The following is a 24,007-nucleotide window of genomic DNA, read 5'->3' as shown; positions in this document are numbered from 1 at the left end:
CCGTGACGGTGGAACACGAACGCGACATCGTTCTCGTCAGCCTTCCGCGCGAGCCGGCGAAGCAACTCCGTGCGCTTCACCGTAGTTCGCCAACCAGGACTAGGCAAGTCTGCCTATCGCGGCTGGACAAGGACGGCTCGTATGTCTGCATCCACCGACCGTGGCGGCCCGCGGAGTGCGATCCGGGAGCGCCGTGGTGATCTGTGGACGGGCTGCAGCCGGGGCATGCTGTGGAGGAACAGCGGTTGGCACTCGCACCGGCGAGACGCCACCATGGACGGCATGCGCACCACGTTCGACGACCTGATCGCGATCGGCGAAGCCGCCGACGTCACCGGCTGGGACTTCTCGTGGCTCGACGGCCGCGCCATCGAGGAACGCCCGCCGTGGGGCTACGCGAAGATGCTCGGCGAGCGACTCGGTCACCTCGCCGGGGTCTCCGGCACCGCGAGTCTCGACGTACAGACCGGCGGTGGTGAGGTCCTCGCCGAGGCGCCGGCGTTCCCGGCCGCCGCGGTCGCGACGGAGTCCTGGGCGCCGAACGTCGCCACCGCCACGCGACTCCTGCACCCACGCGGCGTGGTCGTCGTCGCCGATCCGGACGAGCCGCCGTTGCCCTTCGCCAACGGCGCCTTCGACCTCGTGACGAGCCGGCACCCCGCTGCGATCCACTGGGACGAGATCGCCCGGGTCCTTGCTCCCGGTGGCACGTACTTCGCCCAGCACGTCGGCCCGGCGAGCGTCTTCGAGCTGATCGAGTTCTTCCTCGGCCCGAAGCCCGTCGAGCGGCGCGGCCGGCACCACGACGACGAAGCCGACGCGGCACGTGCCGCCGGACTCGAGGTCGTCGAGCTGCGGACCGCGCGGACCCGGATCGAGATCCACGACGTCGCCGCGGTCGTCTACCTGCTCCGGAAGGTGATCTGGTGGGTGCCCGACTTCACCGTCGAGCGGTACCGCGACCGCCTGCTGGACCTGCACGAGCTGATCCAGCGGGACGGACCGTTCGTGGCGCACTCGACGCGCCACCTCATCGAGGCGCGCCGACCTGCCTGAGCCGAACCGGGCCTCCTGGCCGCATCACCGTCACGCGCTCACGCGACGTGCCAGACCAGCCCCTCCTGCGCACTCGACGGGTACGCCGAGGCGATGCGGAACACGGCTTCGCGCAGCGTCTCCGGTGAGCACGCCAGGTTGAGGCGGACGAACCCACGCCCCTCGCTCCCGAACCCGAGCCCGGAGTTCAGCGCGACGTAGGCGTTCTCACGCAGCGGCACGGCCGGGTCGTCGCCGAGCCCGATCCCGCGGAAGTCGAGCCAGGCCAGGTACCCGGCTCGGGGCCGCGTGTAGACGACACCGGGCAGGTGCTCGGCGAGGAGCTTCGCGAGCAGCCGGTCGTTGGCCACGATCCGGGACACCACGTCGTCGAGCCAGGTGGTCCCGACGGTGAACGCGGCGAGGTTCGCGTGCAGCCCGAGGATGCTCGTGCGGCAGGCGACCTCTTCCCACAGGGTGTCGAGGAGTGCGGCGGTCCGGTCGTCACCGGCGACGATGATCGAGCACTTCACGCCCGCGAGGTTCCAGCCCTTGCTCGCCGAGGTCACGCAGACGCTGCGGGCTCCGACGGGCTCGGCGACGGCCGCGAACGGGGTGAACTGCACGCCGGGGTGGGTCAGGGGTGCGTGGATCTCGTCGCTGATGACGAGGACGTCGTACTTCGCCGCGAGTTCGGCGATCGCGAGCAGGTCGGCGCGGTCGTGCACGAGCCCGACGGGGTTGTGCGGGTTGCAGAGCAGGAAGACGCCGACCCCGCTCGCGAACGCCCGCTCGAGTCCCTCGAGGTCGAGTCGGTACTGCCCCCACTGCTCGAGCAGCGGGACCTCTTCCACCTGACATCGGGCCTCGTCGACGAGCTCGAAGAACGGCGGGTACACCGGCGGCGTGATCGCGACGCGACCGCCGTCGGGCAGCGCGAGCCGCAGCGACTCGACGATGCCGACGCTGACGTCGGTGGCCAGGTGGATGCGGGACGGGTCGATCTCCCAGCCCCAGCGGTCGAGCGCGAACTGCGCGAACGCGGGCGCGAGTGGCCCGGGTCCGTCGAGGTAGCCGAGGTCGGACTGCGACACGCGCTCGATCAGGGCCTGCCGGATCTCCGGCGCGACGTCGTGGTCCATCTCGGCGACGAACAGGGGCAGCACGTCGGGCGCGTACCGCGTCCACTTGATGCTCGTACGGACCCCGCGGAGCGTGCCGACCGGGTCCTGCTCGTCGCTCGCCATGCGTCCCAGCATGCACCGACCGGGAGGCCCGGCGCGACTCCCGACGTCATCCCACGTCGTCTTCGGGTGGGCTCGCGGCCGGGAGCCGCCCCGCCTCGGGCCCCAGCGCCTAATGCGAGCCGGCTGGGTTCAGGGGCGAGACGGCCAAGCGCCTACTGACTGCAAGTACTCCGTGGCATCGGCATCCTCCCGGAATTCCAAGAGCGCCCCGACCTTCTGCAAGAGGACCTCGCGCACCTCTGCTGGAGTAGCGAAGAAGAACTCCTTGCGGGAATTGGCCTGATTCAGTGCCCGGGCCGCGAAGTGCCGGTGGAGCTGTGTCTCCAGGGTGACGGCGTCCTCGGAGAAGTAGATCGTGTGCACGTCGAATCGGAACGGCACTGAGGCTCCGCTCAGTTCGCTCACACGATCCAGAGGCTCAAGTCGTCGAGTCAAACCGATCTTGACGACGTCCGGACCGAATGCGCCCCTGTTCGAGATCACGTAGACGTAACCCGCCCGGATGTTGGCAGCACGGAAGTCGTTCTGAGCGATGGCGTCATCGATGGCGAGCAGGCGATGTTCGAGGTCCGCGTCACTCTGCCCACTGCGGTGTAGCTGCGCGAGAGTCTGTTGAATGAGCGCGCGTTCTTTGTCGAGTCGCTCACGCTCGGCGTCGAGCTCCTGCTGAACGCGCCGCTCCTCACGGAGCTGCGCTCGCTCGTCGCGCTCCCGTTCACGCTCTTCCTGCTTCTTCATCAGCCAGTCAGCCGTGAGTTCGATTTCTTCTTCGCGAAGTAAGTGGAACGCGGGAGCGATCCGCATCTCCATCATCGAACCGAGCTTCGCAATGGCATCGCGTGACTTCTCGAGTCGACGCTTCGCTGTCTCCGCATTTCCCGCACGAAGTGATCGGATTGAGTTGTCAGCTTCGGCGTTGTACGCGCGGAGCATCAGCTTTGACAGATCATCGGTCATCTTCCGTCCCTTCGCGAGGGAGTTGTCGAAGGTGAACATGTTCGAGCGTTCGATCGCCCGACCGGAGCGGACGAGACCGGCGATCCGTGCCTCGATGTCCTTCAACCGTTCTTTGTAGGCGGCCGCATCTTCGAGGGGATGATGGTAACGGTAGATACCGACCTCTTGGAGGACCCGCTCATCATCAAGCGGCACAACTTGTTCGTCGGGGCCCGAGTTGAGGGCAGCACGGAGGTCCCGAATCGTGGCTTCGAGCGAATGGATCTTCTCGTCGCGGGAGTCCCCGTCGGCTTTCAGGCGTGCCGAGCGGCGCTCGCGGACAACAGCCGTGCTCGCAGGTTCTGCAGGACTCGGAAGCGAGGGTTGACCGGACGGTGCATGAGCATCTGGCGACGGAGCCGGATCACCTTCTCCGAGCCACAATTCCCACCCCTCAGGAGGGGTGGGCCAGTCGGCGGGAGGGGTCCAAGACGGGGGCGGCGTCCATCCCACCGGCACCGCAGGCCAGCCCGGAGGCGGGTTGAACCGACGTCCAACGTTCACGAGCGGCGCACCCCGCCGGGGTCAACGACGACGAGTCCAGCAGGATTCTTCGAGGTAGCTGCTCCGAGGAGTTCCAGTGTCGCCGACGGCACAACCCCCGTGAGGTCAAACGCCGTGAACTGGTCCCGTGAGGCGCTCACGGCGACGAGCGGAAAGAAGCGATCCAGGCCGGTCGCAGGGTCTTTCGTCGCCGGTCCGACCTGCAGTGCCACCGTCTGGATGATGCCGCGGCGATCTGCTTCGAACACCTCGTGCAGCGTCCGCAGTGCGACCTGCGCCAACGCGTCGCCGTACCGCTCGTTGATGTCTTTCTTCGTTGCGGGGCTGCCGACGATCTCGTCGTTGGCCTTCACCCAGCGATAACTCTTGACGGCCGGGACCGCGTCCGGCGCCGGAGTCACCGCCCGGATGAGCGCCTCGGACGTACTTCCATCGAACTCAGCCTGGTGCGTCACTTCGAAGGCGTCCGGGTACACGGAGTTGGCCAGCACGATGTCGACGTACTCTTCGACAGCCTCGGTAACGCCGTAGCCGAGTCCGGCGATCAGCGCGTCGATCTCACCGTTGTGCTCCGCAACCTCAGCCTCGCCAAGTCGGCATTCAGCGTTGTAGCGCTCTCGCTCAGCGCCGAGGAGTTCCACCCGACGCTGTTCGATCTCGTTGTGCTGCCGGTCCGCTTGAGCCTGCCGTTCAGGCAAGGAGGCACGGAGTGCCTCCCACTCAGCAGACGCGGCCTGGAAACCGGCCCACCACTCTTGCTTCAGCTGATCGTGCTTCTTCTTCTTTCCGAACATCCCCTTCGGGGCCGGCGGTTCCTGCCACACCGGCTGCGGCGGCAGAACAAGGGGAAGCGGACGGGGGCGCGGAATCTCGAGATCTGGGTGCGGGAACGGCGGGTGGTTTGCCGTGCGCTTGAGCTCTTCGAGATCGACGTGGTCGTCAACGTCGAGCGTTGCAGCGAGGAGGCTCGCAATGGCTTCGTTGATCGCTTGGACCTCTGCGTTCAGCTCATCGGCCTCTGCCTTGCGCGCCTCACCGTAGGCAGCCTGCGCCTCGCGTTCGAGGCGCTTTCTTTCCGCGTCAGTGGCGCGAGCGGCAGCAGCATTCGCACGCTCCGCCTGCGCACGAGCGCGCTCCACCGCAGCGACGGCCGCCGCTTGCTGGCGCACTACCGCCGCTTGCTGTCGCTGCGCTCGAGCAGCGTTTGCTTCCGCGACCCGCTGTTGGTGTTGGATCTCCGCGAAGAATCCGCGCTTCCGTGCCACTGGTGGACCTCCCAAGGTGCTGACAACGGAAGCCTATCCATGACTGAAACTTCATCTACGGCATGACGCGAGCTCCTCTCGGTCTCCGCGTTGTCCGGCTGATCGGTCCAGCTTCGCTGACCGCTCGGCGCTGCCCGCCCCGTCGGCCTACTGTCGGTCCCATGAGCACGAGCACCGCCGACAAGGCCACCACCCTCAAACAGCTGCACGAAGCCCCGGAGATCCTCCGCGTCGTGAACGTGTGGGACGCGATCACCGCGAAGGTCGTCACGGACCTGCCGGGCACGAAGGCGATCGCCACCGCCGGGCACTCGATCGCTGCGTCGTACGGGTACGAGGACGGCGGGATGCCCCTCGACCTCGCGCTGTCGGGCGCCGCGGTCGTGGCCGCCGCGACCGACCTGCCGGTCACCGCGGACCTCGACGACGGCTACGAGGACCCCGCCGACACCATCCGCCGCGCGATCGGCTCGGGCATCGTCGGCGCCAACGTCGAGGACCGTCTGCGCCCCTTCGACGAGGCCGTCGCCCGGGTCGCCGCGATCACGGCCGCTGCCCAGGCCGAGGGCGTCGACTTCCAGTTGAACGCCCGCACCGACGCGATCGCCCGCGGCGGCGACCGCTCGATCGACGAGAGCATCGCGGACGCCATCGCACGTGGCAAGGCGTTCCTCGACAACGGCGCCGCGCTCGTCTTCGTGCCCGGCGCGATCCAGCGCGACGTCGTGGAGCAGCTCGTCGCAGGCCTCGGCCGCGGCAAGCTGTCGGTCATCGGCCTGCCGGGTGCCCTGCCCGCCGCCGAGTACGAGGCGCTCGGCGTCGCCCGCATCTCCTACGGTCCGCTCACGCAGCGCGTCGCGCTGCGCGCGCTCCGCGACCTGGCGACCGACCTGTACGCCGACGGCGTCGTGCCGGAGGACACCCCGACCCTGAACTGACGGAGCGGACGGGAGGCCCGGTGTCAGCTGGCACCGGGCCTCCCGTCTGCATGTGGTCGCGATCGCGACCCGCTCAGCTCAGCCGAGCGCCGGGTACAGCGCGGGCGTGGTGCGCGCCTTCGTCTCCTGCTCGAAGGCGTAGCCGAGGCCGATCAGCGTGCTCTCGTCGAACGAGCGGCCGAGGAACTCGAGGTTCACGCCGGCGCCGGTGATCGTGCCGTCGGCCGCGGTCGCCTGCCCCATCGGGACGGTGATCGCCGGCATGCCGGTGTTCGGGCTCAGACGCATGTTCGTCGACTGCGTGCCGTAGGGCGTGCCCGACGGGTAGATGAGCGAGTCGAGGTCCTGGTCGTCGAGCATCTGCGTGACGAGCTGCTTGCCGGTGGCGAGCTGCGTCGTGTGCGACCCCGTCGGCCCGGCCCACGCCTGGTACTGCGCGTCGGTGATCAGGTCGCGGGACTCGTAGGTCGACTTGCGGCTCGGCACGTACTCGCCCGAGGCCAGGATGCCCTGCAGGGACCGGGCGGTCACGTCGGGGTCGAGGTGCTTCGCGACGTACTCGTCCAGGTCGTGCTTGAACTCGTTCGTGCTGCCGCTGCCCTCGGACAGGACCCGGTTGAAGGCCGTCGTCGCGGTGATCGGGACGACGGTCGCGCCAGCGGCCTCGAGCTTCGCGACGGACGCGTCGAACAGTCGCTTGGCCGTGGCGTTCGTGCCGACCATGCTCGTGACGTAGCCGATGCGGGCGCCGTCGAGCGAGTCCGCGTCGAGCGAGGACGTGTACGAGGTCGGCACCTTGCCGGACTGCGCGCTCGTGACGGGGTCGGCCGCGTCCACGCCGGTGACGGCGTCGAGCGCGACGGCCGCGTCGGTCACCGAGCGGGCGATGGGCCCGCCGGTGTCCTGCGACAGTGCGAGCGGGATGATGCCGTCGCGGCTGGCCAGGCCGACCGTCGGGCGGATGCCGACGAGCTGGTTGTACGTCGACGGGATGCGGATCGAGCCCCCAGTGTCGGTGCCGAACCCGATGCCGGCGAGGTTCGCCGCGATCGCCGCACCGGTCCCACCGCTGGAGCCACCGGCGGTCTGCGCCGTGTTGTACGGGCTGGCGACCAGCAGGGACGAGCCGGCGGGCTGGTTCGACGAGAACTCCGAGACGAAGCCGTAGGCGAACTCGTCGAGGCTGGCCTTGGCGAGGATCACCGCACCGGCACCGCGCAGTCCGGCGACCATGGTGGCGTCGGTGTCGGTCTGGTTGTCGTCCCAGCAGCCGCAGCCGCCCGTGGTCGGCATGTCCTTGGTGTCGTAGTTGTCCTTCACCGCGATCGGCACGCCCAGCAGCATGCTCGTCATGCCGTGCTCGGCACGCTCGGTGTCCGCCGTCTTCGCGGCGGCGAGGGCCTCGGCGTTCGTCGTGACGATCGAGTTGAGCGCGCGGCCGGTCGACGCGGAGTCGACCTTGGTGCGGTCGTACGCGGCGATGCGGTCGAGGTAGTCCTGCGTGATGGCGACCGAGGTGGTGACCCCGGCGTTCATCGCAGCCTGCATGTCGATGGTGGACGCCTCGACGAGCGTGAACGGGCCGTCGTCGTAGATCATCCGCTGGGACAGCGCCGCGAGGTCCGCGACGGTGATCGTGCCGTCGGCGTCGGTGTCCGCGGCGCTGACCGTCGCCCAGTCACCGCTGGCACTCGTGGCCCCGAGGTGCTCGGTGAGCACCGCGAGGTCGGCCTTCGTGACCTGGTCGTCGCCGGTCAGGTCGAGGTCCGTGTAGTACGGCGCGAGCATCGCGGCGGGGCTGGCGTCCACAGCTGCCGGTGCTGCTGCGGCCGTGATCGCGGGGGTCGCGGCGAGGACGGTGCCGACGAGGGCGATGAGCGAGGCGCCGGCGACGGCCGTGCGCTTCCGGCTGGTGGCGGTCATTCTGCTGCTCCGGTGCGCTCGCGGCGGGCGCGGCGCGCACGCAGGGTGATCAGGGTCCCGCCAGCGGCGAGGAGGGCCAGCGACGCGGCGATCCACGGGGCGACGTCGGCGCCGGTCCAGGCGAGTTCGCCGCCGGTCGGACGGTCGCCACCCGCTGCGGCCACGGCGGTGGCGCCGCTGGTCGGGCCGGAGGGGTCGCTCGGGCCGGCGGTGGTCGTCGGTTCGGGGTCGCCCGCGCCGGTGCCCGGGTCGGCCGTGGCGGTGGCGCCCGGGGTGGGCGTGGCCGTCGGGGTGGGCGTCGGGGTGGCCGTCGCTGCTGCAGCGATCGAGATCGAGATGCTCGCCGGGTCGGTGAGCGTCGTCGAGGTGCCGTCGGAGCCGACGAGCGTGATGCTCGTGACCGCCAGGTCGACGCTGCCCGGTGCGGTCGGCGTCAGGCCGATCGAGGCAGCGAGGTCGCCGTCGAGCGCCGGGGACGTCCCGAGCCGGGTGTGCACGATCGTCAGGGCGTCGCCGTCCTGCTCGACGCTGTCGAAGCCGCCGTCGGGACCGGTGACGCTGTCCTCCACGTACGACACGGAGTCCGCGTCGGCGTCGAGGGTGATCTCGTAGGCGTAGACGTCGGTCGTCGCCGGGATCGTCAGGTCGACGTCGAAGGCGGTGCCGACGGTCGCGGTGGTGGGGGCGTCGATGGTGGCGGTCGTCGCGGTCGGTGCTGCCTGGGCCGGCGAGGCGGTCAGGGCGGCGAGGCCGATCGCCCCGGCGGCGACGAGTGTCGAGGACACGATCGTCGCGCGGGGGCGCAGCCGGAGGCGGTGCTGCATGGGTGCAGGTCCTTCGGGAGGAGGTCGGGTGCTGAGCGGGTACTCAGTGATCCGAAAGCTAACGGTGCGCTGTTTCCGGCTCGGGCCCGGCACGTTTCCGCGCCGTTACGGCTCCGTCGCACCGCTACTGTCGTGCCATGTCGCTCGACGTCGAAGCTCTGCTCACCCCGCCCTCCCCCGTCGCCGCACGGGCGTTGGACGTCGTCCGCACCTGGTCCTCCCCCGCGCTGGTGAACCACTGCCTGCGCTCGTGGGCGTGGGCGGTCCTGCTCGCCCCGACCGTCGACCTCGAGCCCGACCCCGAGCTGCTGTTCGTCGCGACGATGCTGCACGACCTCGGCGTCACACCGTCGTTCGATGCCCACGACGTGCCGTTCGAAGACGCTGGTGGTGCCGTGGGCTCCGTCTTCGCCCTCGGCGCCGGGTGGGACGCAGCGCGCGCTCGACGCGTCGGCGAGGTCATCGAGCGGCACATGTGGACCTCCGTCGACCCCGCGGTCGACGTGGAGGGGCACCTGCTCGAGGTCGCCACCTCGCTCGACGTCTCCGGTGCCGGGTTCTCCAGGTGGTCCACGGAGGACCTGCACGCGGTCGCCACCGCACTGCCCCGCCTCGGATTCTCCGGCTCGTTCGACGAGCTCATCCACGCGCAGGCTTCGCGCAAGCCGACCTCGGCCGCTGCTCGGCTCGACGGCTCCGGCAACGTGGCTGCAGGTGGCTCGCGATGGGACGCGTTCCTGGCCTCCTGAGTCGATCTGCCGGTCCGCTGGACTTCTCGGCATCGGGCCCGTATAGTGTTTCTTTGGTGCACTGCAGCGAACCCATCTGACTCGCGCACACCAACGTCTCGACACCGACTCACCCGAGTCGCATTCCAACCGAGACCACCGCTTGATCCGAACGGATCAGCAGCACGTTGAAACTCGACGTGCGCGCCCCGCACTCGATGCGTCGCGCCGGACTGAGACGTCCGCCGACACCGAGTCGCCCTGGCGCCGAATGACCAGGAAGTACAGCACCATGACCAGCAACGAACGAATCACCGTGTTCGGGACCGCACTCGCGGCCCCGACGATCACCCCCGACCGCATCGCCGAGTTCCCCGTGCGTGACGACCGCTCGCAGCGCGAGTACCTCGTCCGCATCGCGGCCGACGACCTGCAGACCTTCGTCACCCGCGGCACCCGTCTGGATGCCGTCGGCGAGGCCGGCTGGACCGTCCCGGGCCGCTCCTGGGCCGGCGAGGCCAGCCGGACCCTGCTGCAGGCACAGTCCGTGCACGCAGGCGACATGGCCCTCGCGGCCTAGGCTCCACCAGGACGAACACGAAGCGCCGCCGGGCTCCCCGGCGGCGCTTCGTCGTACGTGCCGCGTGCCGCGTGCCGCGTGCCGCGCTTCGGTGCGAGGTTCCGTGCATGGTGCGGGGCCGTGACCGTCGCACCATGCACGGAACCTCGCACCGTTCGCGCGGACCGACGTCAGTACTCGCCCTTCACGACGAAGAACGAGCCGCGGATCGTGCCGGCGAGCTTCGACTTCTGCCGCGCGAACTTGAACTTGTCGGCGAGCTCCTCGGGCACCTCCATGCCGTCGGAGAGCTTGAAGCCAACTGCACGCTTGCCACCCGGCTCGAGCGTGTAGAGCACGTTGATCGCGAGACCGGATTCGTAGAACACGTACGTCCATCGCACACCGTCGACGAGCGCTTCCGTGGCTTCGAGCGGTGGTGACGCGATGACCAGCCCGCGCTCCTCCTCGAGCACCCGCCGCACGTACTCGACGAGGTCCGGCACGTCAGCTGCGGCGTGCGTGGTGAACACGTGGTCGTACTTGTTCGCGAAGTACCGCGCCTCGTTGGCCCGGAGCCCGGCGAGTGCATCGGCAACCGGCGAGGACTCCAGACCCACCGTGGACACGTTCACGAAGTCGACGACGTACGACATGGGGGCCTCCTCAGGCGCTCGGACGAGCCGAATCTAGTCCACCGCACACCTTCCCGAGCGAGCTCGACACATATATAGTCGAGAGCTATAGATGGAGGTGCCCATGCGAGTCGAACGTGCAGCAGAACTCATCCGCGCTGCCCGCGAAGACCTGGGCCTCTCACAGACCAGCCTCGCCGCCGCCGCCGGGATGCAGCAGCCGACCATCTCCGCGTACGAGAGCGGACGCAAGCAGCCGCGGCTCGAGTCGCTCCAGCGGATCCTCACTGCTGCGCACACGCGCCCGAGCATCCCTCTTGCCGTCTACGCCGACGCGATCCTCGACGAGGCGAAGCGGTTCCACCTCGAGAACGTTCGCGTCTTCGGTTCAACGCTCCGCGGGCAGGACACCGAGCACAGCGACATCGACCTGCTCGTACACCTGACCCCAGCCGCATCACTGTTCGACCTCGGCGGCTTCGCCCACGAGGTCGAGACCATCACCGGCTTCGACGTCGACGTCCTCACCGACGACCTCGAGGACGACGAGCACTTCGCGCACGTGCTCGACGAAGCAGTGCCGCTGTGACCCCACCGCCCCGGTTCACCCCACGGCAACGCGTCGATCGCGATTCAGCCGACTCAGCAGACCGCTGGCCGTCGCTGCAGGCGAGCTTCCTCGACTTGCTCGCCGAATGTTCGCAGATCGTCGAACACGGCCGCGTCGAGTTCGACGCAACTCGGAGCCTGACGTATCGAGCGGCTGAGGCCGTCATCATCCACTTCGACGACCTGCTTGGACGTCTTCCCGCCGACAGGGAGGCCCGGCTTCCGTCCGACCTGTCACTCGTCTCTGTCAGGAAGACGCGAAACATCCTCTCGCACGACTACCGGCAGGCGCGGAAGGAGATCATCTGGGAGGCGATCGAGCACCGCGTCCCAGCGGTGATCCTCGCGCTGGTGGACTGAGTGCGCCGAAGGCGGTTGCCGTCCCATCGGTCGCGCTCGCCCTCGGCGAGGCTCTCGCTGATCCTTGCGACGCCCAGCAGCAGACTCAGGCCGACAACGGCCGGATCTCCGGGATTGACGAGCATCGTCGGATCACGGGACGTCCGCTCCGGAAAAGTATCCCTGCAGTGCAAATGGCCGTCCATCTAAGCTGAGTCCATTCCAGGCTCGAGAGGACGGACCCGCTAGCTCACTTTTCGCCGAGGTCAGCAGCGTCTGACAGGTAATGGGGCGGCTGGGTAGGGAGCCCTCGACTCGTTGGACGTTCTCGCCACGCGCCGACGGAACTGGCAGCGGCTTCAAGTTCGGGACCGTATTCGGCCCACAGGTACGGCTGGATGCGCTTGATCCGATCAAAGCCGACTCGAACGTCTTCGTCGTCGATTCCCCACCCGCGGGTGTCTGCGGCGCGTGACGCGGAGCGGATCGCATCGGCGAGGTTCTGCGTCATGCGCATGGCGAGGTGATCGTCAGTGTCACTCAGCCAACCAACAGCCCTGATCAGCCAGGCGACGGTGGCTGTGACGGGTTCTGTCGACCCGCTGAGCGACCAGCGATCAAAGGACCGCAAATTATCTCGATGAATCATGGTAGCGAGTGCAACAGGCAGTGAACTACGTAGCTCCGCCACGGCACGGTCGCGGGGGACGGATCGAGGCCCAAGTCGCCCTAGGTCCGCGTCCTTCACCGCTAACAGCGTCCCCGTGAGGACGTTCAGTCGCAGGCCACCCGCGCTGCGAGAGTCGATGCCCTCCACTGCCCTGAGCAATCCACTCGCACTCTCAGGGAACACTCCGACCAACGCGCGGAAGAAACTGTGCCCAGGACGCTGATGCTCAGAAGCCTGACCAGTCACGAGCGATGTGATCCTAGATGCATCAACTCGGGTTCCTTGTTCCCTCGCCGCCACGAGAAAGTCGAGGAGTCCCGGAAAGGATCGATACCCGCTGGCGTCCTCCGAGTAGCGACGTTCGAGCCCGTTGACGTACTGCTCCACGATCACGTCGTCGAGGCGGGCCTCCACCCGAACGCCGAACGACGTACCGGGAAGAGCGAGCCAAGGATTGGTTCGGAATACCGAGAGGAGGAGTTCGCGGTCTCCATCGTCGTACTCACCGACCTCTCGCCACAGGAGCGAGATGTGCGCTGCGTCCGACGAGCGGCCGACGATCTCGAGGAGCGAGTCTCGTCGCTGTCGCCGAAGGATGCCCTCTTGTCGTTCGAGAGTGGCAGCCTGGGACTTGTTCAGGAGAGCGTCGCGCTCCGCTTGCCGCGACCCGAGCCGCCACAAGAAAATCGGAATGAGTGCGGTGACAGCAATCGTGACGAGGCCCAGGAGCAGGGTCGGATCATCCCAGGACCACTTCGCAGCGAGATGCGCCCACCAGCTCGACAGCTCGGTACTCGCGCTCGGAGCGAAGACGCTGCGGCCGAACGACATCGGTCAGGCAATCGAAGGACTGAGCAGGGCGCGTCCGTCCTTGATGACTCGCAGGTCCACCTCGGAGTTGGACGACAACAGGTCCGAGATGATCCGCTCTGACGCTTGCCTGTTGAGGTTCGTGGCGACGTAGAGCACCTCGCCGTCCTCAAGATCGACCGCCTTGGCACGGGTCCACTTGGGCAGGTCGTCTCGAAGGCTGACGATGTCAGGCATGACCGCCGCCCCGGGACCCGCGACCCGGCTCACGGCTACGACCACGGCCCGGACCGCTGCTGCCCCAGGGAGGAGTTTCGAGAGCAGCTCGGGAGGGCAATCCGAGCCCTCGAGCGAGTACCGGGAGTAGCCCGTCTTCCCGCGCAGCCGATCGAAGCGCCATTCGAGCTGTTTCGCCCGAGAGCGGACGTTGCCAAGGTCTGCGGTGAGCCGGATGTACTTCTCTCCGTGCAGCGACAGGAGGTCGTCGTCGAGCCGACGCACCCTGGTGACCGGCACCTCGTAGTCCATCAGGGAGCGCACCTGATCACTGTCGATCGAGAGCAGATCATCCTCGAGAGCTTGGACGCTCGTGTACCCCACCGCGGATAGCAACTCGCAGGCGAAACGCATGCCGCTCTCGGAAGCCTCCTTGTCGCCCGGGAATTGGCGATGAAGAAGATCAGCAACCTCGGCGTCGGAGACACCATCCGGTCCAGGTGGCGCGTTCTCGGATTCTGCACGGCCCTCGTCGAGGTTCACCTCTTCGTCGAGCTCCGGTTGGGGAGCCGAGGACGTTGGATGCGCCAGAATCCTGTCGATGGCAACAAAGGTTTCGTCGAGGGCGCGCCGAGCATCGGAGGCCGCGCCGAACAGTTGATCGATGGTCTCTCGATCCTGTTCCGTCACGGCATCGTAGGAACGTCCCTTGTAGCGGCGAGCGTGCTCGAACTCCGCCCAGGCGTGGGCAGCCACCGTTCGCAGCTGCACTTCCAGACCGCCGAACGTGTTGAAGTACCGACTCAGATCGCCCCGCTCGATCAGCCAGCCAGACTCTGGCTGCTTCTCCCCCGTGATGACGATGTGCCAGCAGTCGTAGCCGCGACGACGCTCGCTCTTCTCGAGACCCGGGTTGCGGTCTTCGCCCGGCTTCACGACGAAGCGGTCTTTGATGATCTCCGCAATCCGATCTCGATCGGTGATCGAGAACGTGATGACCCGTACTGCGACGGTGTCCGTGATCTCGCCGACAGGATCCTCGTACGGCTTCGCAGCTTTCCGCTGGAACGAGGCGATCGACTTTGCCCGTGCCGACACATCGTGCGGTTTTATCGTCTGCTCAGCAAGCAGGCGAACGAGGTACGCCTGGAACTCCGAAGCCGCACGGGGAAGCCAATCCCAGTTCGTGTAATCGATCTCTACGCTCGCGGTCACGTATCTTCCCCCCAAGGAACGTTGATCGAAATTTAGCATACCGACCGCTAGTCAAGCTTGAGGTCAGTTGTTGAAGCGGAACTCCACCACGTCGCCGTCCTGCATGACGTAGTCCTTGCCCTCGATCCGGGCCTTGCCGGCAGCGCGGGCCTCGGCGATGGAGCCGGTCTCGACCAGGTCACCGAACGAGATGACCTCGGCCTTGATGAAGCCCTTCTCGAAGTCGGTGTGGATGACGCCGGCAGCCTGGGGTGCCTTCCACCCCTTGCCGATCGTCCACGCTCGGGCTTCCTTCGGACCGGCCGTCAGGTAGGTCTGCAGCCCGAGTGTGTCGAAGCCGATCCGTGCGAGCTGGTCGAGTCCGGATTCGGTCTGGCCGGTCGACTCGAGCAGTTCGGCAGCGTCGGCCGGGTCGAGGTCGATGAGCTCTGACTCGACCTGGGCGTCGAGGAACACGGCCTGGGCCGGGGCGACGAGCGCGGCCAGCTCGGCCTTGCGGGCGTCGTCGGTCAGGATCGCCTCGTCGACGTTGAACACGAAGATGAAGGGCTTGGCCGACAGCAGTCCGAGCTCGGCGATCGGTGCGAGGTCGATCTTGGTGGCCGAAAGCAGGGTGCCCTGCTCGAGCGCGGCACGGGCCTCGCGAGCGGTCTCGAGCACGATCGGCTCGGCCTGCTTCAGCTTCACGGTCTTCTCGTACCGCGGGAGCGCCCTGTCGATCGTCTCCATGTCGGCGAGGATCAGCTCGGTGTTGATGACCTCGAGGTCGTCCTTCGGGGAGACCTTGTTGGCGACGTGCACGACGTCGTCGTCGGTGAAGCCGCGGACGACCTGCGCGATGGCGTCGGCCTCGCGGATGTTGGCGAGGAACTTGTTGCCGAGCCCTTCACCCTCGCTTGCACCCTTGACGATGCCGGCGATGTCGACGAAGGACACCGGCGCGGGCACGGTCTTCTCCGAGTGGAAGAGTTCGGCGAGCTGGTCGAGCCGCGAGTCGGGCAGGTTCACCACCCCGACGTTCGGCTCGATCGTCGCGAACGGGTAGTTCGCGGCGAGGACCTGGTTCTTGGTCAGGGCGTTGAACAGGGTCGACTTGCCGACGTTCGGGAGACCGACGATTCCGATGGTGAGAGCCACGGAAGAAGAGCCTACCGGCGGCGGCCCGCCGGAGCCGACCCGGGCCTCCAGTCCGTCCTTGAGAACGGCGGAGGCTATCCGCCCGTCTGGTGTGCGGCCAGGGCCGCGACGCGGCGCTCGACGACGTCGAAGACGTCGGCCTGCAGCCGCTGCGAGCGCCGCCAGTCGCCGGCGACCTGCAGCGAGTGGTCGGCACGGTCGACGGTCTGGAGGCGCGCAGTAGTCCCCGAGACCCGCTCGGGCCGCCACATGGTGTCGTCTCCACCCCCGATCGCGTCGTGCGCGTCGGTGGCGGCGGCGAGCGCCGTGGCCACGTCGTCGTGTGTGAGGACCGGCGTGAGCCAGACCCCGGGCACGTCGTTCCGGATCGCCCACGGCAGGGCGAAGCACCCGAACGACTTCGCGATGACCAGGTCGGGTAGGCGATCGCCCAGCGCAGCCCCGATCGCGGCCTCGACGAACGCCACCGGGTCGGCTCCGGCGTCGTCGTCGATGGTCCAGGCTGGAGCCACGACCTCGCACCCGGCCGCCGACGCGATGGCCTGTGACCACCACAGCAGCGGCGCCTGTTGTCCGTAGCCCGCCCCGGCGAGCACCAGCACGAGCGGCCGACCGTCTCCGTCGTTCCCCATCCGGGCACGCTACCGCCCGGAACGCACCGCGACGGCTTCTGGCAGCGTGGTCCCCGTCGTCCGGACCGGGCGACGGAACAGGAGGACGTCGATGTGGTTCGAACGCGACGAGCGCGGTGTGCACTCGGTGGGCATGGGAGCACCGGGGCTGCGGCAGCGCTTCGCACCGGAGACCCTCGCCGCCCTCGAGCAGGCCTCCCGCGCTGAGCTCGAGCAGCTGCACGACGCGATGGCCGAGCTCGAGGCGGACGTCCTGGTCGTCTACGACCCCGAGGACGACACGATCGACTACGCCGAGGAGGACCGCTTCCGCGGGATCCCCCTCCCCCGGGACTCCGGCTTCCCGGTCATCACCGGCGACCTGACCGCCGGACTCACCGAACACGTCGAGAGCCTGCCGCTGCGCTGGCGACTGGACGGCGTCGCGGTGGCGTTCGAGATGGTGGGGACCCTGCTCGCGCCGTACTGGAAGCGCGAACGAGCCCGTCGGACGGCGACCTGGCGCGCAACGGCGCGACGTCGGCGCAGCGGTTCCCGGTCGGCACGCCGCCGCTGAGCGTCCGGCCGCAACGCCGAGGCGGCTTCCGGCGATGTCGGCGCCCCGTGCGACGATCGGAACCGTGCCGTTGAACTTCACCGCGATCGACTTCGAGACCGCGAACAGCTCGCCCGCCAGTGCGTGCTCCGTCGGACTGGTCAAGGTCCGCGCGGGCCGGGTCGTCGACCGGGCGTCGTGGTTCATCCGCCCGCCGTTCGGACACGACGCGTTCCTCGAGTGGAACACCCGGATCCACGGGATCGTCGCCGAGGACGTCGTCCGCGCGAAGACGTGGGAGCAGCAGTACCCCGACCTCGTGGCTTTCGCCGAGGGTGACGTCCTGGTCGCACACAACGCCCGGTTCGACATGGGCGTCATCGCCGGTGGGTGCTCGGCAACGGGCATCGACCTCGCCGAGCACCACTCGATGTGCTCGCTCGCGGTGGCCCGCAAGACCTACACGCTCGACTCCTACCGACTGCCGGTCGCCGCGATGGCTGCCGGGTTCGAGGGCTTCCAGCACCACGATGCCGCCGCCGATGCAGAGGCGTGCGCCGCGATCGTCATCCACGCTGCCGGCCACCACGGCACCGACACGGTCGAGGCCCTGGGGGCAGCGACCCGTGTGACGATCGCCCCGGTCCGGGCCCGAGCCGAGAAGCCCAAGGCCTCGACGCCGCAGCCCCGGCTGTCGAACCGCCCGATGGTCTTCGCCGACTGAGCTGACCGAGCTGGCCGAGCCGGCCGAGCCGGCCGAGCCGAAGGTCCCTGTCGCGGCCTCGACAGCAGCACTACGCTCAGCGCATGGCTGCGCCCACCACGATCGAACGCGAGACCGTCATCACGGCTCGCGCCGCGGACATCACCCCGTACCTGGCAGACCTGCACCGCTGGGTCGAGTGGTCGCCGTGGGAGGGGCAGGATCCCGCGCTGCAGCGGACGTACATCGGCCAACCGGGGACGGTCGGCTCGACGTACGCCTGGAAGGGCAACCGCAAGGCCGGCGCCGGGTCCATGGCGATCACACGGGTCGATGCCACCGAGGTCGACGTCGACCTGCAGTTCACCGCACCGTTCAAGTCGTCGAGCGCGGTGGCGTTCCGGTTGCACGAAGCGACCGACGGCACGCGGGTCGTCTGGTCGATGACGAGCCCGCAGAACCTGATGTCGCGCGTGATGGGGGTGTTCGTCAACATGGACAAGTTCCTCGGCGGCGACTTCGAGAAGGGCCTCGCCAAGCTGAAGGCCGCGGTCGAGCACTGACGGGAGTGGCACACCGGGGAGCAGGGTACCCGGTGGTATTGTCACGACAATCCCTCGGCATCGCTGCCGAACCCGCAATTCCCCGAAGGACCGCGATGACCAACGAAGGCCAGCTGCCGTCCGACCTGTTCATGGACCTGGACCGGTCGGGTCCCATGCCCCTCTACTTCCAGGTGGCCTCGCGCATCGAGGAGTCGATCCGCTCCGGTGTGATGCCTCCCGGCGCCCGTCTCGAGAACGAGATCGCGCTCGGCGAGCGCCTCGGGCTGTCCCGCCCGACGATCCGCCGGGCGATCCAGGACCTCGTCGACAAGGGCCTGCTCGTCCGCCGCCGCGGCATCGGCACACAGGTCGTGCACGGCCCGGTGACCCGCAAGGTCGAGCTCACGAGCCTGTACGACGACCTGGCCCAGGGGTCACAGGCACCGGCGACGAAGCTCCTCGAGCGCAACGACGTCCCTGCCTCGGACGAGGTCGCCGCAGCCCTCAGCATCGAGCCCGGCACGATCGTGGCGCACATCCGCCGCGTGCGGTTCGCCGAGGACGTCCCGATGGCGATCCTCGAGAACTACCTGCCGCCGGAGTTCCTCGAGATCACCGACCAGGACCTGCAGGACCACGGGCTCTACCAGCTGCTCCGCGGTCGCGGTGTGACGATGCGGGTGGCGAAGCAGCGGATCGGTGCCCGCGCAGTGACCGACGAAGAGGCCGGTCTGCTCGAGATCGAGGACGGCGACCCCGTGCTCACCATGAGCCGCACCGCGTACGACGCCTCGGGCCGCGCGGTCGAGTACGGCGTGCACTGCTACCGCCCCGACCGCTACTCGTTCGAGGTCACCCTCGTCGACAAGTAGGCAGTTCGCGCTGACCGCGTGACGTCCAGGTTCCACGAACTGCCGCACGCTTGACGCCGAGGTTCCACGGATGGCCGCTGGACGCCTCGAGATGCCGAGATTTCGGAACCTCGGGACCGGCAGACGGAGCAAGCGGGCGCAGGACCGGCAGACGGACGGACCCCCGCTCAGGCGAGCGCGGGCACGCCGAGCTCGCCGGTCACGTACTGGGCACGGCCGAAGCCGAACGACCAGTCCTGCGGGCCGTTCTCGACGTAGCCGATGAAGACGTCCTCGGACGCGACACCGATCGCGGCCAGGACGTCGTGGATGGCCGCGTACAGCGTCGTCTTCGCCTCGTCGGTGCGCCCGCGCTGCGTGAAGACCTGGATCACGACGACGCCATCGGTGCGCTCGAACCCCAGGCCGGCGTCCTCGGCGATGATCTGCTGCGCCGGGTGCTCGGTGATCACCTGGAACCGGTCGCGCACGGGGATCGCGTACACGTCGACGATCGCCTGGTGGATCGCGTCGGCGATGGCGCGCACCGCCTGCGGCGTGCGGCCGGTGGCGAGGTCGATACGGACGAGCGGCATGTTGCCTCCTGCAGTTCGGGACTATGTCCTGACAAACTAACATGGATTGACAGTCAAGAACAGAGAGACGGGAGGCGCGGTGCCAGCTGGGCACCGCGCCTCCCGTCCGTCGTCCGCGACCGTCTAGAGCACGGGGGTCGCCGCCGCGTAGGTGAGCGGTCCGTCGACGCGCGCGACGTCGTGCCACGCGCCGTCGGCGAGGGACGCCTCCGCCGCCTCGACGATGGACGCAGCAGCCAGCCCGTCAGCGACCGACGGGGCGAGCTGCTCCCCGCGACGGACACTCGCGATGAACTGAGCGGCCTCGATCGTCTTCAGGTCGTCGTAGCCCATGGCCGTGCCGGCGCCGGGCTGGAAGCGCGCGAACTCGCCGTCTCCCGAGGCGACGTAGTGCGTGGCGTAGCCGTCCACCTCCTGCCCGTCGAGGTACACCTCGAGCTCGTTGAGACGCTGGAAGTCCCACCGCACCGAACCCCTGGTGCCGTAGATCTCGAGCGTGTACTCGGCGTGCGGCCCCCGCATGACACGGCTCGAGTCCATGGTGCCGACGGCGCCGTCCTCGAAGCGGAAGAGCAGGGCTGCGTAGTCCTCGTTCTCGACGCGGCCGAGGTCGCCGGTGGCGGCGGCGCTCCGGTCGACGATGCCCGCGGCTGGCTTCGGGCGCTCCTGGATGAAGGTCTCGGCGAGCGCGCTCACACTGGCGATCCGACCGACGACGTACTGCGCCAGGTCGAGGCCGTGCGACAGCAGGTCACCGAGCACACCCGAACCGGCACGCTCACGCTCGAAGCGCCAGGTCAGCGGCGCCGCGGGGTCGGACGAGTAGTCGGCGAGCAGCGACCCGCGCACGTTCGTGATCCGACCGAGGCGGCCGCTGCGGACGAGTTCGCGCGACCGCTCGATCGCGGGGGCGTGCCGGTAGTTGAACCCGACGCTCGTGATGACGCCCGCGCGCTGGACGGCCTCGTGGATCTGCCGCGAGTCGCTGGCGTAGCGGCCCATCGGCTTCTCGATCCAGAACGGCTTGCCGGCCTCGGCAGCGGCGACCGCCATCTCGCGGTGCAGGAAGTTCGGCGAGCAGATCGACACGACGTCGACGGCCGGGTCGGCGAGGACCTCGTGGTAGTCGGCGACCGCCCGCTCGTAGCCCAGGCGGGTGACGGCCTGGTCACGTGCGGCCTCGATCGGGTCCGCGGCGACGACGAGCCGGGGCTGCACGCCGAGCTCCGGGAAGTGGTCCGGCAGGGCGCGGTAGGCGCGGGAGTGCAGCCGCCCCATCCAGCCGACCGAGATGAGGCCGACACCGATGCTGTCCATGGGAACTCCTTCGTTCGTGGGCGCCGATTGGAGCGCGCCAACCATCGTACGGGATCGCTCGTGGTTTGTCAGTACAAAGACCGTGAGCAGAAGACGTCGGGTCACCTGGGGCGACCCGACGTCTTCTGCTCACGAAGTGGCTCGGCTCAGTTCGGCGGGAAGATGATGTCCCGCACCAGGGCGTCGAGCTGCGCGTCGGCGTCGAGGAACTGGCGCAGCGTCGTCACCGTGGCGCCGAACCGGTCGAACTCGTCGATCGTCATGCCGTCGACGTCGTACCCGCGCGCGAACTCGGGCGTCGCAGCGCGCAGAGCCGCGATGACGTCGGCCGGCACCTCGTCGTGGATGGCGTCCGGACGGAACGGGAACGCGTTCGCGTTGATGTCCTTCGTCCACTGGAACGGCGGCGAGACGACGAGGTCCCCGCCCTGGAACTCCGACCACTGCAAGGCGTTCCGGAAGGCGGCGACGAGCACGCGCGACCGAAAGCCACGCTCCTGGAACACCCGGTAGGCGTTCTTCACCGCGGCGACGCCGGCCCACTCGAGGATGCCGGGGTCGACCATGACGTGGTCCCGCTTGACGACGGTCTTCAGCCAGTCGTCGAACCGGCCGGCCATCAGCGTGACGACGTGGCCGAACTCCTGGTCGGGCAGCCCGTCGGCGGCACGACGGTCGAGCGCACGCTCGATGGCCTCACCGACGGCGACGACCTGCGGCACCGTGAACGACACCGTCGCGTTGATCGAGACCCCGCGGTAGGCGGCCTCCTCGATCGCGGCGATGCCGACCTTGGTGGCGGGGATCTTCACGATGATGTTCGGGGCGAGCTGCGAGAACCGCACGGCCTGCTCGACCAGGGCGTCGGCGTCGCGGTGGAACCGCGGGTCGGTCTGCATCGACAGGCGACCGTTGCGGCCGCCGGACGCCTCGAACGCGGGCAGCAGCTGCTCGGCCGCCGCGATGGAGAGCTCCTCGACGGCCTTCCAACCGATCCAGGACTCCCCCGCGGTCGGGTGCTCCGCGGCGATCTCGCGGATGCGCGGCACCCAGGTCTCCGGGTCCTGCTTGATGCAGGTGTACGCGATCACCGGGTTGCAGGTCGCCCCGACGGCGCCGTACTCGTGGATCGCGGTGGACAGTTCGCGCGGGTCGGCGGAGTCGTTCCACAGGGCGGTCACGGTCTGCGACGCGGCCTGCAGCGTGACGGGTCGGACGTCGGCGTCGGTGGTCGCCGGTGACGAGAGGGTGTCGGTCATCGTGTGAGTCCCTTCTTGATCGTGTCGAGCTGGAAGCGCGAGACCTCGTCGGCGTTCTCGTCCTCGGCGAAGACGCTCGACACCGCGACGGTGTCCTCGCGCGCCGTGAAGCCGACCCGGTCGAGGGCGGCCCAGAAGGCGTCGAAGTCGACGTCCGCCTGGCCGACCGGCAGGTGCTGGTGCACGCGGACCGGGTTGCCGGGCGGGTTGGTGATGTAGCGCAGGCCGTGCGACCGGTGGTGGCCGTAGGCGTCGGCGACGTGCACGAGCTGCAGCGAGTCGCCCGCGGCGTCGATGATCTCGTCCATGTTGCCGCCGTAGTGGAACGTGTGGCAGGCGACGTAGACGAAGCCGATGCTCTTCGAGTTCAGCCCGCGGATCACCCGGAGTGCCTCGAGCCCGTCCTCGACGAAGTCGTCGGGGTGCGGGTCGATGAGGACCCGGATGCCGGAGTCCTCGATGACCGGCAGGAGCTCCTCCATCGCCCAGTGGAACTGGTCCTCGGACTCCTCAGCGCGTTCGGGTCGGCCGGAGAACTCCGTGTTGATCGTGTCCACGCCCAGGCGCTTCGTGATCTCGATGACCCGCTTCCACTTCTTGACGGCGGCCTCGCGGGCCTCCTTGTCCGGGCCGGCCCAGCGCAGGACGGGCAGGACCGACGCGACCTGGACCCCGGCCGTCGTGCACGCCGCGGCGAACGCGTCGACGAGGTCGTCGTCGGCCGTGGGGTGCCGGTAGAACGGGATGAAGTCCTTGTGCGGGGTGAGCTGCAGGTACTCGTAGCCGAGGTCGGCCACCTTCTGCGGGAACTCCAGCAGCGACAGGTCGTGGTGGTACGGCGTGGGGTCGAGTGCGATCTTCGGCATCGATCAGGCCGTCTCGTAGAACGCGGGCTTCGCGGTGGCGTACGTGATCGGCTCGTGCGCACCGGACTGCTGCGCACGCACGGCGACCTCGGCGACGACCGACGCCGTGTAGCCGTCCCAGGCGCTCGGACCGTCGATGCCACCGGTGCGCGCGGCGTCGACCCAACGCTGCACCTCTTCGTCGTAGGCAGCACCGAAGCGCTCGACGAACGACGGGGTGACGCCCTGGCCGGAGACGCCCTGCGACACGAGGTTGAGCGAGGTCTCGCGACCGATGTACGCGACACCGGACTCGAACACCGCGTCGGTCGTGACCTGGTAGCCGAACTGGGCGTTCACGTTGATCTCGACGATCGCCATGGTGCCGGACTCGGTGGTGAACAGCACGAACTGCGGCTCGGGCAGGTCGGCCGGGGCGAGCGAGTTCTTCCGGGGCTTCTTGACCTCGACGCTCGTGATCGCCTCGCCCGTGATGAACGGGATGATGTCGATCTCGTGGATCACCGAGTCGTGGATGAGCATCGACTCGCTGAAGTTCGGCGGCGTGGTCGGGTTGCGGTGCGCGTGGTGCAGCGCGAGCAGGGCGCCGTTGGCCCCGGACTCGCGCAGCGCGCGCAGCTCCTGGTAGCCCTTGTCGAAGCGGCGCATGAAGCCGACCTGGATCTTCGGACGGTCGGACGTCGCCTGCTCGAGCTCGACGATCCGCAACGAGTCCTCGGCCGAGGTCGTGAGTGGCTTCTCGCACAGGACGGCGAGACCGCGCTCGATCGCCGGCACCAGGACCGGCTCGTGCAGGAAGCCGGGCGTCGCGACGATGACGGCGTCGATCGGGGTGGCGTCGAGCGCCTCCTCGAACGATGCCGCGGTGATCGCTCCGGGCGCCTTCGCCGCGGCGGCGGTCGCACGGCCGGAGTCGGGGTCGACGATGGCGACGACGTCGGCGCCGGCGATGGTCGAGGTGATGCGACGGATGTGGTCGCTGCCCATGGCGCCCGCGCCGACGACGGCGACGCGGAGGTTGTCAGTGGTGCTCATGGCGGTGCTCCTGGGGTA

At 68.6% G+C, this 24,007-nt stretch carries 25 protein-coding genes; 10 read left to right on the top strand and 15 right to left on the bottom strand.

The window, feature by feature from the left end; translation table 11 throughout:
- The first annotated feature begins 282 nt into the window (after positions 1-282).
- Positions 283-1,056 carry a methyltransferase domain-containing protein gene (locus EDF51_RS04770; protein ID WP_131878304.1) on the top strand — a complete coding sequence of 258 codons (774 nt, stop codon included), beginning with the start codon at positions 283-285 and terminating at the stop codon, positions 1,054-1,056.
- Positions 1,057-1,094: 38 nt separating this feature from the next.
- Here EDF51_RS04770 and EDF51_RS04765 read toward each other — a convergent pair whose 3' ends face one another.
- From EDF51_RS04765 to EDF51_RS04755, 3 genes are all read right to left on the bottom strand, one after another.
- Positions 1,095-2,282, bottom strand: coding sequence for an aminotransferase class I/II-fold pyridoxal phosphate-dependent enzyme (locus EDF51_RS04765; protein WP_243648879.1), 1,188 nt, complete (start codon positions 2,280-2,282; stop codon positions 1,095-1,097).
- 129 nt (positions 2,283-2,411) lie between these two features.
- Entirely contained in the window at positions 2,412-3,662 is a 1,251-nt protein-coding gene (locus EDF51_RS04760) for a DUF4041 domain-containing protein (RefSeq protein WP_243692371.1), read from the bottom strand.
- A 116-nt stretch (positions 3,663-3,778) separates the two neighbouring features.
- Entirely contained in the window at positions 3,779-5,047 is a 1,269-nt protein-coding gene (locus tag EDF51_RS04755; protein ID WP_243698027.1) for a hypothetical protein, read from the bottom strand.
- A 161-nt stretch (positions 5,048-5,208) separates the two neighbouring features.
- Here EDF51_RS04755 and EDF51_RS04750 point away from each other — a divergent pair, with 161 nt between their 5' ends.
- Entirely contained in the window at positions 5,209-5,985 is a 777-nt protein-coding gene (locus EDF51_RS04750) for an isocitrate lyase/phosphoenolpyruvate mutase family protein (RefSeq protein WP_132099580.1), read from the top strand.
- Positions 5,986-6,063: 78 nt separating this feature from the next.
- Here EDF51_RS04750 and EDF51_RS04745 read toward each other — a convergent pair whose 3' ends face one another.
- Together EDF51_RS04745 and EDF51_RS04740 are read right to left on the bottom strand one after the other, a co-directional pair.
- On the bottom strand, positions 6,064-7,908 hold the full coding sequence (locus tag EDF51_RS04745; RefSeq protein WP_134194053.1) for an amidase family protein: 1,845 nt from the start codon (positions 7,906-7,908) through the stop codon (positions 6,064-6,066).
- Entirely contained in the window at positions 7,905-8,732 is an 828-nt protein-coding gene (locus EDF51_RS04740; protein WP_132099578.1) for a hypothetical protein, read from the bottom strand. Before EDF51_RS04740 ends, EDF51_RS04745 begins: the two co-directional genes overlap by 4 nt.
- A gap of 137 nt (positions 8,733-8,869) precedes the next feature.
- On the opposite strand from EDF51_RS04740, the gene EDF51_RS04735 reads away from it, so the two are divergent.
- Both EDF51_RS04735 and EDF51_RS04730 read left to right on the top strand, forming a co-directional pair.
- Entirely contained in the window at positions 8,870-9,481 is a 612-nt protein-coding gene (locus tag EDF51_RS04735) for an HD domain-containing protein (protein ID WP_132099577.1), read from the top strand.
- Between the two features lie 271 nt (positions 9,482-9,752).
- Positions 9,753-10,040, top strand: a complete 288-nt coding sequence (locus EDF51_RS04730; protein WP_111084949.1) for a hypothetical protein — start codon at positions 9,753-9,755, stop codon at positions 10,038-10,040.
- Between the two features lie 170 nt (positions 10,041-10,210).
- On the opposite strand, the gene EDF51_RS04725 is transcribed toward EDF51_RS04730, so the two are convergent.
- Positions 10,211-10,675 carry a phage tail protein gene (locus EDF51_RS04725; protein WP_132099576.1) on the bottom strand — a complete coding sequence of 155 codons (465 nt, stop codon included), beginning with the start codon at positions 10,673-10,675 and terminating at the stop codon, positions 10,211-10,213.
- 103 nt (positions 10,676-10,778) lie between these two features.
- Between EDF51_RS04725 and EDF51_RS04720 the strand changes: the two genes are divergently transcribed.
- A complete protein-coding gene (locus EDF51_RS04720; RefSeq protein WP_123938985.1) occupies positions 10,779-11,243 on the top strand; it encodes an XRE family transcriptional regulator in 465 nt (154 codons plus the stop codon).
- Positions 11,240-11,623 carry a HepT-like ribonuclease domain-containing protein gene (locus EDF51_RS04715; RefSeq protein WP_132099575.1) on the top strand — a complete coding sequence of 128 codons (384 nt, stop codon included), beginning with the start codon at positions 11,240-11,242 and terminating at the stop codon, positions 11,621-11,623. Before EDF51_RS04720 ends, EDF51_RS04715 begins: the two co-directional genes overlap by 4 nt.
- 229 nt (positions 11,624-11,852) lie before the next feature.
- Here EDF51_RS04715 and EDF51_RS04710 read toward each other — a convergent pair whose 3' ends face one another.
- The 4 genes from EDF51_RS04710 to EDF51_RS04695 all read right to left on the bottom strand — a co-directional run bounded on the left by EDF51_RS04710 (position 11,853) and on the right by EDF51_RS04695 (position 16,282).
- Positions 11,853-13,103: a hypothetical protein gene (locus tag EDF51_RS04710; protein WP_207906637.1), complete on the bottom strand. Its 1,251-nt coding sequence runs from the start codon at positions 13,101-13,103 to the stop codon at positions 11,853-11,855.
- Between the two features lie 3 nt (positions 13,104-13,106).
- Positions 13,107-14,513, bottom strand: a complete 1,407-nt coding sequence (locus EDF51_RS04705) for a hypothetical protein (RefSeq protein ID WP_165918730.1) — start codon at positions 14,511-14,513, stop codon at positions 13,107-13,109.
- A gap of 63 nt (positions 14,514-14,576) precedes the next feature.
- Positions 14,577-15,650: a redox-regulated ATPase YchF gene (ychF, locus tag EDF51_RS04700; protein ID WP_132099573.1), complete on the bottom strand. Its 1,074-nt coding sequence runs from the start codon at positions 15,648-15,650 to the stop codon at positions 14,577-14,579.
- A gap of 74 nt (positions 15,651-15,724) precedes the next feature.
- Positions 15,725-16,282 carry a hypothetical protein gene (locus tag EDF51_RS04695; RefSeq protein WP_132099572.1) on the bottom strand — a complete coding sequence of 186 codons (558 nt, stop codon included), beginning with the start codon at positions 16,280-16,282 and terminating at the stop codon, positions 15,725-15,727.
- A gap of 91 nt (positions 16,283-16,373) precedes the next feature.
- On the opposite strand from EDF51_RS04695, the gene EDF51_RS04690 reads away from it, so the two are divergent.
- The 4 genes from EDF51_RS04690 to EDF51_RS04675 all read left to right on the top strand — a co-directional run bounded on the left by EDF51_RS04690 (position 16,374) and on the right by EDF51_RS04675 (position 18,937).
- Positions 16,374-16,838: a hypothetical protein gene (locus EDF51_RS04690; RefSeq protein WP_132099571.1), complete on the top strand. Its 465-nt coding sequence runs from the start codon at positions 16,374-16,376 to the stop codon at positions 16,836-16,838.
- A gap of 64 nt (positions 16,839-16,902) precedes the next feature.
- Positions 16,903-17,541 carry an exonuclease domain-containing protein gene (locus tag EDF51_RS04685; RefSeq protein WP_123294211.1) on the top strand — a complete coding sequence of 213 codons (639 nt, stop codon included), beginning with the start codon at positions 16,903-16,905 and terminating at the stop codon, positions 17,539-17,541.
- Positions 17,542-17,624: 83 nt separating this feature from the next.
- A complete protein-coding gene (locus tag EDF51_RS04680) occupies positions 17,625-18,083 on the top strand; it encodes an SRPBCC family protein (RefSeq protein WP_131878268.1) in 459 nt (152 codons plus the stop codon).
- A 95-nt stretch (positions 18,084-18,178) separates the two neighbouring features.
- On the top strand, positions 18,179-18,937 hold the full coding sequence (locus tag EDF51_RS04675; protein ID WP_123294141.1) for a GntR family transcriptional regulator: 759 nt from the start codon (positions 18,179-18,181) through the stop codon (positions 18,935-18,937).
- A gap of 167 nt (positions 18,938-19,104) precedes the next feature.
- On the opposite strand, the gene EDF51_RS04670 is transcribed toward EDF51_RS04675, so the two are convergent.
- The 5 genes from EDF51_RS04670 to EDF51_RS04650 all read right to left on the bottom strand — a co-directional run bounded on the left by EDF51_RS04670 (position 19,105) and on the right by EDF51_RS04650 (position 23,989).
- A complete protein-coding gene (locus tag EDF51_RS04670; RefSeq protein WP_131878266.1) occupies positions 19,105-19,512 on the bottom strand; it encodes a tautomerase family protein in 408 nt (135 codons plus the stop codon).
- A gap of 123 nt (positions 19,513-19,635) precedes the next feature.
- Positions 19,636-20,829 carry a Gfo/Idh/MocA family oxidoreductase gene (locus tag EDF51_RS04665; RefSeq protein WP_131878264.1) on the bottom strand — a complete coding sequence of 398 codons (1,194 nt, stop codon included), beginning with the start codon at positions 20,827-20,829 and terminating at the stop codon, positions 19,636-19,638.
- A gap of 146 nt (positions 20,830-20,975) precedes the next feature.
- Complete coding sequence (locus EDF51_RS04660; protein WP_123340670.1) at positions 20,976-22,088, bottom strand: transaldolase family protein; 1,113 nt, start codon at positions 22,086-22,088, stop codon at positions 20,976-20,978.
- The gene (locus EDF51_RS04655) at positions 22,085-22,954 is read right to left on the bottom strand and encodes a sugar phosphate isomerase/epimerase family protein (RefSeq protein WP_134194051.1); all 870 of its coding nucleotides are present in this window, start codon (positions 22,952-22,954) and stop codon (positions 22,085-22,087) included. Before EDF51_RS04655 ends, EDF51_RS04660 begins: the two co-directional genes overlap by 4 nt.
- A 3-nt stretch (positions 22,955-22,957) precedes the next feature.
- Positions 22,958-23,989 carry a Gfo/Idh/MocA family oxidoreductase gene (locus EDF51_RS04650; protein ID WP_131878262.1) on the bottom strand — a complete coding sequence of 344 codons (1,032 nt, stop codon included), beginning with the start codon at positions 23,987-23,989 and terminating at the stop codon, positions 22,958-22,960.
- Between the last annotated feature and the right edge of the window lie 18 nt (positions 23,990-24,007).

The sequence above is a fragment of the Curtobacterium sp. PhB25 genome (genome assembly GCF_004365375.1).
GTDB lineage: Bacteria > Actinomycetota > Actinomycetes > Actinomycetales > Microbacteriaceae > Curtobacterium.
Note: the sequence above shows the minus strand (reverse complement) of the source record. Positions and strands in the feature narration are given on the sequence as shown.